The organism is Kocuria salina (assembly GCF_013368965.1).
Lineage (GTDB): Bacteria > Actinomycetota > Actinomycetes > Actinomycetales > Micrococcaceae > Kocuria > Kocuria rosea.
Genome location: NZ_SSSF01000008.1, coordinates 50,049 through 62,305 on the forward strand (window position 1 = coordinate 50,049; position 12,257 = coordinate 62,305).

The following is a 12,257-nucleotide window of genomic DNA, read 5'->3' on the forward strand; positions in this document are numbered from 1 at the left end:
CGGCGGGAGGCCGCCGCCGGTGCATGCCCCTAGGATGGACGGGTGAAAACGCATCCGGATCCGGGCCAGGCCGCGCCGCGCCGCGGATCCCGCCGGATCGTGGATGTGGCCATTCTCACCGGCGCCCTCCTGGCCCTGGTCGCCGTGACGCTCGCCGCCCGGTGGGCGTGGACGACGGCCCCGGGGCCGGACGAGCAGGTCTCCTGCGCCCCCTACGGCCTCGAGGACGTGAGCACCGCCCCGCGCGGCGGAGCCCGCCCGCTCAGCACCGGCCCGGTCCTCTCCGGCGGACTGCGCTGGGCGGAGGGGACCTCGGACCGGCTCGACGTGACCTTCGAGCACGACGACACGACGAGCAGCTACCACGTCTTCGCCGACGGCATCGACTGGAGCGAGCCCGTGGGGGTGGTCTTCCGCCTGCACGGGGACGGGGCCTACGAGTACGAGCACCCGGAGCACAAGGTCTCCTGCCTCGCGGAGGTGGCGCGCTCGCACAACGCGGTGCTCGTGGCCCCCCGCACCCCGGACCGGCAGGGCGAGCCCACCTGGTGGGAGGACCTCGACGGCAACGCCGAGTGGTTCCTGGCCCTGGCCGAGCAGCGGATCTTCGCCGAGTACGACCTCGACCGCTCCCGCACGTGGCTGCACGGCTACTCCGGGGGCGCCGAGTTCATCAGCTACGAGCTGCTGGCCGACCGTGCGGACTTCCTGCAGGGCGGCGGCGCGGTGCTCTCCGGCGGCGGCGGGGCGCCGTCCACCGGGACCTCAGAGCCGACTCAGGAGCAGCTCGAGCAGCTGGTCCTGCACTGGGACGTGGGCCTCGAGGACGACGGCACCGACCCCTACGCCCCGTTCGACGCGCTCTCCGCGGCGGCCGCCGGGCACGCCTGGTACGAGGACGCCGGCTATGCGCGGACCAGCGTGCGCTACCGCGAGGGCGTGGACCACTTCGAGCTGCCCGAGGCCCGGGTGCTCGACGCCGCGATGACCGCCGCCGAGTCCCCGGGAGAGCGCTCGGCGGAGCTCTCGCCCGACCCTTCGCCTGAATCCTCGGCGGAACCTTCGAGGGGGGCCGCGGCCGGCGGACGTGACTGATCTCTCGTCGTCGTCCCTGGTCAGCGCCCGATCCGCGGAACGGCGCGGAACGGCAGGGGAGGCGCGGGGCTGGAACCGGCCCCGAATTCCCGTTTCAGCTTGCAAACGCACATAACCGGCCGTACGGTGCAGTACAGAAGCTGGCAGGGGAGCCGGCTCAGGGGGAAGGCCGATGCGGGGGCATCACGGCCGAACACTTGCTCTCGGCACCGCGCTGATCCGCGCGCGTGCTCCCGGAGTGCCTTCCGTCCGGTCCGTCCGGTCCCTGGGCTCGTCCTTCCTGTCGGCACCGGCCGCTGTGCAGATCCGCAGCGGCGCAGAAGTCGATGGGGGATTCAATGACAGTGCGCCCAACCACGCGCAGCGGCTCGACCCGCCTGGGAGGCGGCCGGCACCTGCTCGAGGACCGCTACCCGGAGCAGGACCCGACGGGGGAGAGCGAGGTCCTCGACCGCGCGCTGCACACGCAGCCCATGCCGCAGGTCCCCGGGCGCGCGATCTTCCCCGTGGCGTCCGCACCGGCTCCGCGCACGCTCGTGGACATCGTCATGGACACCGTCTCGCGCCACCCGGACGCGGTGGCCCTCGACGACGGCACCACGGTGCTGTCCTACGCCGAGTTCCTCGAGCGCGTCGAGGCCCAGGCCCAGCGCCTGTGGGACCTCGACATCGGCCGCGGGGACCGCGTGGGCATCCGCGTCCCCTCCGGGACCGTGGACCTCTACGTGGCCGTCCTCGGCACGATCTTCGCCGGCGCCGCCTACGTCCCGGTCGACTTCGACGACCCGGACGAGCGGGCGAACACGGTCTGGGAGGAGGCCTCGGTGTGCGCCGTCTACGGCGCGGACCTGTCCCTCCGGCCCCGCACCGGCGTCCGCGCGGGCGCGGACTGCCAGCAGCCCGGCACGGGCGACGACGCCTGGATCATCTTCACCTCCGGCTCCACCGGCAAGCCCAAGGGCGTGGCGATCAGCCACCTCTCGGCCGCCGCCCTCGTGGACGCCGAGGCCGAGCTCTACCTGCCCAGGCGCCCCCTGGGCCCGGGCGACCGCGTGATGGCGGGGCTCTCCGTGGCCTTCGACGCCTCGTGCGAGGAGATGTGGCTGGCCTGGCGCTCCGGCGCCGCCCTGGTCCCCGCCCCTCGCGCCGTGGTGCGCTCGGGCACCGACCTCGGCCCGTGGCTCGTCGAGCGGGACATCACCGCCGTCTCCACGGTGCCGACGCTCGCTTCGATGTGGCCGGCCGAGGCGCTGAGCCGCATCCGCCTGCTCATCTTCGGCGGGGAGGCGTGCCCCAACGAGCTCGCCGCCCGCCTGGTGCACCCCGGCCGCGAGGTCTGGAACACCTACGGCCCCACCGAGGCCACGGTCATCGCGACCGGCGCCGTGCTCACCGGCGAGCCGCCGGTGCGCATCGGCCTGCCGCTGCCCGGGTGGGAGCTGGCGATCGTCGACACCTCCGGCAACCCCGTCCGCTGGGGCGAGGAGGGCGAGCTGATCATCGGCGGCGTGGGCCTGGGCCGCTACCTGGACCCCGCCAAGGACGCCGAGAAGTTCGCGCCCATGGACACCCTGGGCTGGGAGCGGGCCTACCGCTCCGGGGACCTCGTGCGCGCCGACCCCGAGGGCATCGTCTTCGTGGGCCGCGCCGACGACCAGGTCAAGATCTCCGGCCGGCGCGTGGAGATGGGCGAGATCGACGAGCAGATGTCGCGGCTGCCCGGCGTGCAGGCCGGCGCCGCCGCCGTGCACACCACCCCGGCCGGCAACCAGGTCCTCGTGGGCTACCTCGTGGCCGAGGCCCCGGGCTCGGTGGACCTCGCCGACGCCCGCCGCCTGCTCGCCGACCGGCTGCCGGGCCAGATGGTGCCCGCGCTGACCCTGATGGACGAGCTGCCCCTGAAGACCTCCGGCAAGGTGGACCGCAAGGCCCTGCCCTGGCCGCTGCCCTCCGCCGGCGCCGCCGCGGAGGCCTCGCAGATCGACGCCGAGCTCGAGTGGCTCGCCGCCCTGTGGGCGGACCAGCTCGGCCCCCTGCCCATCGACGAGGACAGCGACTTCTTCGTCCTCGGCGGCACGTCCGTGGCGGTGGCCAAGCTCGTCTCCGAGATCCGCCGCACCTACCCGGACGCCGCGATCGCCGAGATCTACCGGCACCCCACGCTCGCCGGGATGCACGAGTACCTGACCACGCTGGCGCCCGTCGACGTCGTCGCCCAGGACGCCGCGCGCGAGCGCCGGGTGGCGGACGTTCCCCGCTGGAACGGCCTCGTGCAGATCCCCTTCCTCACGGCCCTCTACGCCGTCTCGGGGCTGCGCTACGTCCTGGGCGCCTCGATCGTCGTGTGGCTGCTCTTCAACGTGCTGGGCGCGGGCTGGGTCCCGAACCCGCCGCTGTTGCCCCTGGTTCTCGGCTGGCTCGTGCTCTTCGCGCTGCCCGGCCGGCTGGTGCTCACCGCGCTGTTCATCCGGCTGCTGACCTTCCGGCTGCGCCCCGGCGCGCACGCCCGCGGCTCCTGGACCCACCTGCGGGTCTGGATGGCCGAGCGGGTGCTGATCTTCAACAAGTTCGAGCCCCTCATGGGCGCCCCCGTGATGGTGCTGTTCTTCCGCCTGCTCGGCAACCGGGTGGGCCGCCACGCCCACCTCGACACGATGCCCCCCGTCAGCGGCATGGCCCGCATCGGCGACGGCGCCGCGATCGAGCACGAGGTCGACCTCTCCGGCTACTGGCTCGAGGGCGATGTCTTCCACCTCGGCGGCGTGACCGTGGGCGAGAACGCCCGGGTCGGCACCCGCACGCTCCTGAGCCCGGGCGCGGTGGTCGAGGCCGGCGCGGAGGTCGACCCCGGCTCCCACGTCACCGGCACCGTCCCCGCCGGCCGCCTGCAGGGCGGCTCCCCGCTCGTGGACCTCGGCCCCGCCGGGGAGTCCTGGCTCGAGTGGGCCCCCGGCCGCAGCAACCGGTTCCTCACCGGGCTGCTGTACGCCCTGGGCCTCGGCACGGTCGGCATCCTGCCCGTGCTGGCCGTGGTCCCCGGCGCGCTGATCGTCTTCACCCAGGTGCGCGGGCTCGAGCTCTACGAGCTCGTCTTCCCCGTCATGGCCCTGTGGGTGCCCGTCTTCGCGGTGCTCACGGTCCTCGTCTACCTCGCCCTGCTCGTGCTGGTCGTGCGCGCGCTCGCCCTGCTGATCCGTCCCGGCCACCACCCCGCCGACGGCACCGTGGGCTGGGCCGTGTGGCTCACGGGCGTGCTGCTGCAGAAGAGCCTCGTCTCCACCTACCCGGTCTACGCCTCCATCGCCACGCCGTTCTTCCTGCGGCTGCTGGGCGCCCGGGTGGGCAGCCAGGTGGAGATCTCCACCGTGGAGACCCTGCCGCACCTCACCACCTTCGAGTCCGGCTCCTTCATGGCCGACCACTCGATGGTCAGCTCCGCCCGGACCGGCTTCGGCTGGATCCACGTGGGCCCCTCGACCGTGGGGGAACGCTCCTTCGTGGGCAACTCCGCGATCGTGGGCCCGGACCGGGACGTGCCTAAGGACTCCCTGGTCGCCGTGCTCTCCTCCGCCCCGGCCGACGCCGAGCGCGGCACCTCCTGGCTGGGCCGGCTCCCCGAGCCGATCAGCCGCGTCACCGACACCGCGGACGAGGCCGTCACCTACCGGCCCCGCCGGCGCCTGGTCGTGGCCCGCACGCTCGTCGAGTCCCTGCGCGCCGTGCCCTTCATGGTCACCGCGTGGATCGACCTCGCGATCGTCTTCGTGCTCACCACCGTGTACATGCGGGCCGGGGGAGGCCTCGACGGCATCGTCTCCGCGCTGCTGTGGGCCACGCCCGTGGTGCTCGCCGCCGGCGTGCTGGCCGCCCTCATCCCCGTGCTGGTCAAGTGGGCCCTCATGGGCCGCTTCCGCGAGGGCGAGCGCCCGCTGTTCAGCTCCTTCGTGTGGCGCAACGAGCTCGCCGACACCTTCGCGGAGTCCCTGGCCGTGCCCGGCCTGATCCGGCTGGCCGTCGGCTCCCCGGTGTTCAACGCCTGGGCCCGGCTCATGGGCGCGAAGATCGAGCGCGGCGTGTGGTGCGAGACCTGGTGGCTGCCCGAGTTCGACCTCGTCCACCTGGGCCGCGGCGCGTCCGTCAACCGCGGGACCGTGCTCCAGACCCACCTGTTCCACGACCGCATCATGCGGCTGCAGCCGGTGTCGATGGAGGCGGGCTCCACCCTGGGGCCCAACAGCTTCGTCCTGCCCGGCAGCACCGTGGAGGCGGGCGCCACGGTGGGCCCCGGCTCCCTGGTCATGGCCCAGGAGACCGTCCCCGCCGGCAGCACCTGGGGCGGCAACCCGATCCGCCCGCTGCACGCCGAGGCCCTTCCCGCCGGAGGTGCCACCCGTGAGCGCTGAGCACGCGGCCGCCACGCGCGGCGGGGGCACCGCGGTGCTCAACGTCCCCGGCGCCTCCGGGCGGCGCACCCGGCGGCGGCTGGTCGGCGTGGACGCCGCCCGGGGCTTCGCCCTGCTCGGGATGGTCGCCGTGCACACCCTGCCCGTCTGGGACGCGGAGAACGAACGCGCCTCCCTTGCCTGGTCCCTGTTCGCCGGGCACTCGGCCGCCCTCTTCGCGACCCTCGCCGGGGTGAGCCTCGCGTTCCTCTCCGGCGGGCGCACCCCGCACACGGGCCGGCGCCTTGCTGGGGACCGGGCGGGACTGGTGGGCCGCGCCGCGGTGATCGCCCTCGTCGGGTTCCTCGTGGGCTTCGTGGCCCTGCCCGTGGACAACATCCTCATCTACTACGGGATGTTCTTCCTGCTCGCCATCCCGTTCCTGGGCCTGCGCATCCGGCACCTGCTGATCAGCGCGGCGGCCTTCACCGTGCTGGCCCCGTTCCTCATGCAGTGGGCCGTGGACGTCCTGCCCGCCCACGTGTACGGCAACCCCACCCTGTGGAACCTGGTCACCGACCCGGTCACCGTGCTCTCCCAGCTGCTGCTGACCGGCACCTACCCGGCGCTGCCGTACATGGCCTACCTGTGCGCGGGGATCGCCCTGGGCCGGATGAACCTCACCAGCCGGCGGGTGCAGCTGTGGCTCGTGGGCGCCGGCGCGGCACTGGCCCTGCTCTCCTGGACGGTGTCCATGGGGGCGCTGCTGGCCCTCGGCGTCTACGACCGGATCTGGGAGGCCACCCCGTGGCTGACCGAGCAGCAGATCGACGAGATCCTCGTCTTCGGCCCGGACCCGTCCCTGCCGACCACCACCCTGTGGTGGCTGATGGTGCCCGCCCCGCACAGCAACACGCCCGTGGCGCTGCTCCTGAGCCTCGGCATGGCCGCATTCGCGCTCGGGGCGTTCCTGCTCCTGGCCCGGCTGATCGGCAAGGCGCTCACGCCGCTGGCGGCCGCCGGATCCATGACGTTCACGCTCTACACCCTGCACCTGCTGTTCCTCGGCACCGGGGTCTACGACCTGCACCCCGGGTTCTGGTTCTGGATGCAGGTGGCCGTGTTCGGCCTCCTGGCCGTCGCGTGGCAGCGCGCCGTGGGCCAGGGCCCGCTCGAGAAGCTGGTGGCCCGCACCTCGAAGCGCATCGCCGGGAGCGTCGCCGCCCGCTGACCTGTGACCCCGGCCCCCTCGCGGCGCCGGCCCCGCGGCCCAGCCGTGACCGTCGAGTCCCCCATGCGTGCGCAGATCCCCAGTTCGATCCTGGGGAAACGCGCACACATGGGGGACTCGGTGCGTGAGAGGGCCGGGGGCTGGGGACTCGGCGTGGCACGGGGCGCATGAGGGCGCCCGGGGACCTCACACGGGCGTCCCGGCGCTGTGAGTGGAAGTGCATCGAGGCGTTACTCCCGCCGTCGGGGACCGAAACACGGGGTTCGTAGCGTGGGAGCACCGCACGCCGCCGCCGCCGTGCTCCGCCCCGCTCGCCCAGGAGGTCCCCCGTGAGCTCAGAACTGCATCCCGACCCGGCCACCACGGCAACCGGCACCCCGGCGCCCCCGCCGCTCGCCCTCCGGGAGCGGCCCGGCCGCTGGCTGGACGGCTACCGCCCCGAGGACCCCGACTTCTGGGAGTCCACCGGCCGCCCGATCGCGCGCACCAACCTGAAGTGGTCGATCTTCGCGGAGTTCCTCGGCTTCGCCGTCTGGCAGCTGTGGGCCATCACGGTGATCTACCTGCCGGCGGCGGGCTTCGCCTTCAGCGACTCCCAGATCTTCTGGCTGATCTCCATCCCGTCCCTGGTGGGCGCCACGCTGCGCATCCCCTACACGTTCATGGTGGGCCGGTTCGGCGGCCGGAACTGGACCATCGTCTCGGCCCTGCTGCTGCTGGTCCCCACGGTGGGCCTGGCCCTGGCGGTCGGCAACCCGGAGACGCCGTTCGCGGTCATGCTGCTCCTGGCGGCCACGGCCGGCTTCGGCGGCGGCAACTTCGCCTCCTCGATGGCCAACATCACCTTCTTCTATCCCGTGCGGGAGAAGGGGTGGGCGCTGGGGCTCAACGCCGCCGGCGGCAACCTCGGCACGGCCGTGGCCCAGCTGCTCGTCCCGATCGCGGTCACCGTCCTCGCGGCCGGGGCCCTGGACCTCCCGCTCGCCGGGTGGATCTGGGTGCCGTTCATCCTGCTCGCGGCGTGGGGCGCCCGGAAGCACATGCACAACCTCTCCCACGCCAAAGGGGACGTCGCGGGGTCCCTGGCCACGGTCCGGGAGCCGCACTTCTGGATCATGTCCTTCCTCTACGTGGGCACCTTCGGCTCCTTCATCGGCTTCTCCAGCGTGTTCCCCAAGCTGATCGCGGATACCTTCCCGGAGTTCTCGTCCTTCAGCGTGGGCGCCGCGGCACTGTCCCTGGCGTTCCTCGGACCCCTGGTCGGCTCGGTCTCCCGCCCCTACGGCGGCCGGCTCGCGGACCGCTTCGGCGGCGCCCCGATGACGGTCGCGGTGTTCGCGGTGATGGCGCTGCTCGCGCTGGCCGTGGTGCTCACCCTGCCGCTGGCGAACTTCTGGCTGTTCCTGGGCCTGTTCCTGCTGCTGTTCACCGCGGCGGGCATGGGCAACGGCTCCACCTACCGGATGATCCCCTCGATCTACCGGGTGCTGGGACTGCGGCAGCAGCAGGACGCGGCGGTCTCCACCGAGCGCAAGGCCTCGGCCGCCCTCGGGCTGATCGGGGCGGTCGGCGCGTACGGCGGCTTTCTGATCCCGCAGGCGCTCAACCTCTCGAACAGCACCACCGGGGCCTACAGCGCGGCGTTCTACGGCTTCGTGGCCTTCTACGTGGTGGCGCTCGCGGTCACCTGGTGCTGCTACCTGCGCAAGGGCACCGAGATGGGCGACAGCCACATCTGAGCCCGCAGCCCCGCCCCGTCCCGCCGACCCCAGGAGGAACCGCCCGCATGAGCACCACGGCCACCCACTGCCCGTACTGCGCCCTCCAGTGCGCCATGACCCTGGACACCGGTTCGGCAGCCGCCGCGGCGCAGGGCTACCCGGAGGTCGCCGCCCGGCAGTTCCCCACCAACCGGGGCGGGATGTGCCGGAAGGGCTGGACGTCGGCGGAGCTGCTCGCCGACCCGGCACGGCTCACCGCGCCCCTTCTGCGCGGGGCGGACGGCGTCTTCCAGGAGGTGTCCTGGGCCGCGGCCCTGGACCGGATGGCCGCGGAGTTCCGGGCCGCCCAGGAGCGGCACGGCCGGGACGGGGTGGGAATCTTCGGCGGCGGGTCGCTGACCAACGAGAAGGCCTACCAGCTGGGGAAGTTCGCGCGGGTGGCCCTGCGGACCTCGCGGATCGACTACAACGGCCGGTTCTGCATGTCCTCCGCCGCGGCTGCCGCCAACCGGTCCATCGGCCTGGACCGCGGCCTGCCGTTCCCCGTGACGGACCTCGACGACGCCCACACCGTCCTGCTGCTGGGCACGAACCCCGCCGAGACTATGCCCCCGTTCGTCCAGCACCTGCAGCACGCCCGGCAGCACGGGGGCCTCGTCGTCGTCGACCCCCGCCGTTCCGCCACGGCCCGGATGACCGACGACGACGGCGGACTGCACCTGCAGCCCACCCCCGGCTCCGACCTCGTGCTGCTGCTGGGGCTGGCCCACGTGGTCCTGCACGAGGGCCTCGCCGACCGGGACTACCTCGAGCGGCGCACCACCGGCTCGGAGGCCTTCACGACGAGCGTCAACGCGTGGTGGCCCGAGCGGGTCGAGCAGGTCACCGGCGTCCCGGCGGAGCGGATCCGCCGGGCCGCCCGCCTGCTGGCCCGGGCGCGGAAGGGGACCTACGTCCTGACCGGGCGCGGCGTGGAGCAGCACGTCGACGGCACCGACACCGCGACCGCCGCGATCAACCTGGCCCTGCTCCTCGGGCTGCCCGGGCGCGAGGGCTCCGGCTGGGGCACCCTGACCGGGCAGGGCAACGGGCAGGGCGGCCGGGAGCACGGGCAGAAGGCCGACCAGCTGCCCGGCTACCGCAGCATCACGGACCCCGCCGCCCGTGCGCACGTGGCCGGGGTGTGGGGCGTGGACCCCGCCGAGCTGCCCGGCGCCGGGATCCCGGCCGCGGAGATGCTGACCAGCCTCGGCACCGACCACGGCGTCCGCTGCCTGTGGGTCAACGGCTCCAACGTGGTGATCGGCGCCCCGGACACCGACGCCGTGGTCCGCGGGCTGCAGGCCCTGGACTTCCTGGTGGTCTGCGACTTCTTCTTCTCCGAGACCGCCGAGTTCGCCGACCTCGTCCTGCCGGTGCTGCAGTGGGCCGAGGAGGAGGGCACCATGACGAACCTCGAGGGCCGGGTGCTGCGCCGCCGCCGCGCGCTCGACCCGCCGCCCGGGGCGAGGGACGAGCTGTGGATCATGGCCGAGCTCGCCCGCCGGCTCGAGGCCCCGGGCACGTTCAGCCCCGACCCGGAGGAGGTCTTCGAGGAGCTCCGCCGGGCCTCCGCCGGGGGGAAGGCCGACTACTCGGGGATCGGCTGGGCCGCCCTGGACGCGGGCGAGGCCTGCTGGTGGCCGCACCCCGCCGGGGCGTCCGCGGGCACGCCGCGGGTCTTCCTCGACCGCTTCGGCCACCCGGACGGACGGGCCGTGCTCGTCCCGGTCCGCCCGCGCGCCGCCGGCCGGACCGTGGACCCGAGCTCGCCCGGGCACCGGCGGGAGCCCCTGCACACCGCGGGGACCCTCACCCTGACCACCGGCCGCTGGCTGGAGCACTACCAGTCCGGCAACCAGACCCGCCGCGTGCCCTCGCTGCACGGAGCCCGCCCCGCGGCGCGGCTGCAGATCCACCCCGCGACCGCCGCCGCCCACGGGATCCGCGACGGCGCCGCGGTGGAGCTGACCAGCGCCCGCGGCCGGGCCGTGGCCCGCGCCGAACTGAGCACCGACATCCGCCCGGACACGGTGTTCCTGCCCTTCCACTACGCCGGGACCCAGACCGCCAACCGGCTCGTCTCCTCGACGGCCGTGGACCCGTTCTCGGCCATGCCCGAGTTCAAGGCCGGCTCCGTGACCGTCCGGGCGATCGACGCCGAGGAGACGACCCGATGACCGTGCACCGCCCCGCCCGTGCCCACGGCACTCCGATGCGGCCCGGCGAGCACGTCGTCGTCATCGGCTTCGGCCCCGTGGCCGCCCGCTTCGTCGACGACGTGGCCGACCTCGCCGCCGCGGGCACGATCCGACTCACCGTGATCGGCGGGGAGACCGACCCGGCCTACAACCGGGTGCTCGTCGGCGAGCAAGCCATGGGCCGCACCGAGCGCGCCACGATGGCCCTGGCCGACCCCGAGCTCCTGGCCCGCTCCGGGATCGACGTGCTGCTCGGCACGCAGGTCACCCGGATCGACCGCTCCCGCCGGGTCCTGCGGCTCACCGACGGCCCGACGGGGGAGACCCGGGAGCTCGGCTACGACCGCCTGGTCCTGGCCACCGGGGCCCGCCCGAACCTCCCCGTGCTGCGCGGGATCAACCCGGACCCCGGCGCCTACGAGCACCTGCCCGCCGGGGTCACGGCGCTGCGCGACCTGCGCGACGCCCGGGCCGTGCGCGCCGTCGTCGAACGGCGGGGCCGCGTGGTGGTCCTGGGCGGCGGCGTGCTCGGGCTCGAGGCCGCGCTCGCGGCGCGCGAGGCCGGGTGCCCGGTCACCGTGGTCCACCACGCGGCGTGGGTGCTGACCCGCTCCCTCGACGCCCCCGGCGGCGCGCTGCTGGGCCGCGCGCTCGCCGACGCCGGCGTGGAGGTGGTCTCCGGCGCGCAGGCGCGCGAGGTCTCCCTCGACGAGGACCGGGCCTTCCGGGGGCTCGTGCTCGAGGACGGCCGGACCCTGCCGGGCGAGCTGCTGCTGCTGTCGATCGGCGTCACGGCGCGCACGGAGCTCGCCGAGGGCGCCGGGCTGCGCACGGCCCGCGGGATCGTGGTCAACCACGAGCTCGAGGCCGACGTGGAGCGGCGGGTCTTCGCGGTGGGGGACTGCGCCGAGGTGCTGTGCAAGGACCCGTCCTGCCGGGTCTGCCCCGGCCGGGACGGCATGGGCCCGTCCGGCCTGATCGGTCCCGGCTGGCGGCAGGCCGAGTGGCTGGCCGCCCGGATCCGCGCCGAGCTGGACGCCGTGGCCGAGGGCGGGACGGCCGTGCTCGCCCCCCTCACCACCGGTCCCGCCGGCGCGGTGCGGCTCAAGGCCCACCAGGTGGAGCTCGCCTGCGCCGGGACGGTCGGGGGCCTGCCCTGGGAGCCCCGCCCGGACGGCGGGACCGTGGTGCAGTGGGCGGACGGTTCGGCCGGGACCTACGCCCAGCTCGTGCTGCGCCCCGACCGCACGCTCGAGGGCTACATCGTGCTCGGCCTGCCCCGCGCCGCCGCCGAGATCGGGCTCCTCCACGACCGCGGCGAGCCCGTGCCCGAGGACCCCGGCGTCCTGCTGCGCCTCGACGGTCCGGACGCCGGGGCGCAGCAGGAGACCCGGCTGACGCCCGAGTCCACGGTCTGCCACTGCGCCGGCGTCACGATGGGCCGGATCACCGACGCCGTGGGGCAGGGCGCCGCCACCCTCGAGGAGGTCAGCTGCGCCACCCGCGCCTCGACCGGCTGCGGGGGCTGCGCGGACACGGTGCGCCGGCTCGTCGAGGAGCACGTCGCCGCGGCGTGAGGGGTCCCCGT

The 12,257-nt window shown here is 74.4% G+C and carries 6 protein-coding genes; all 6 read left to right on the plus strand.

The annotated features are described in order from the left end of the window. The first annotated feature begins 42 nt into the window (after positions 1–42). Positions 43–1,095 carry a hypothetical protein gene (locus tag E7Z53_RS15060; RefSeq protein ID WP_369597998.1) on the plus strand — a complete coding sequence of 351 codons (1,053 nt, stop codon included), beginning with the start codon at positions 43–45 and terminating at the stop codon, positions 1,093–1,095. 473 nt (positions 1,096–1,568) lie between these two features. Beyond that, a complete protein-coding gene (locus tag E7Z53_RS15065; RefSeq protein WP_176338180.1) occupies positions 1,569–5,498 on the plus strand; it encodes a Pls/PosA family non-ribosomal peptide synthetase in 3,930 nt (1,309 codons plus the stop codon). Beyond that, the gene (locus tag E7Z53_RS15070; RefSeq protein ID WP_176338115.1) at positions 5,488–6,708 is read left to right on the plus strand and encodes a heparan-alpha-glucosaminide N-acetyltransferase domain-containing protein; all 1,221 of its coding nucleotides are present in this window, start codon (positions 5,488–5,490) and stop codon (positions 6,706–6,708) included. The genes E7Z53_RS15065 and E7Z53_RS15070 overlap by 11 nt, the downstream gene beginning before the upstream one ends. Positions 6,709–7,037: 329 nt before the next feature. Beyond that, a complete protein-coding gene (locus E7Z53_RS15075) occupies positions 7,038–8,447 on the plus strand; it encodes an MFS transporter (protein ID WP_176338116.1) in 1,410 nt (469 codons plus the stop codon). Positions 8,448–8,494: 47 nt separating this feature from the next. Next, complete coding sequence (locus E7Z53_RS15080) at positions 8,495–10,648, plus strand: molybdopterin oxidoreductase family protein (protein WP_176338117.1); 2,154 nt, start codon at positions 8,495–8,497, stop codon at positions 10,646–10,648. Beyond that, positions 10,645–12,246: an FAD-dependent oxidoreductase gene (locus E7Z53_RS15085; protein WP_255219609.1), complete on the plus strand. Its 1,602-nt coding sequence runs from the start codon at positions 10,645–10,647 to the stop codon at positions 12,244–12,246. The genes E7Z53_RS15080 and E7Z53_RS15085 overlap by 4 nt, the downstream gene beginning before the upstream one ends. Positions 12,247–12,257 lie beyond the last annotated feature (11 nt).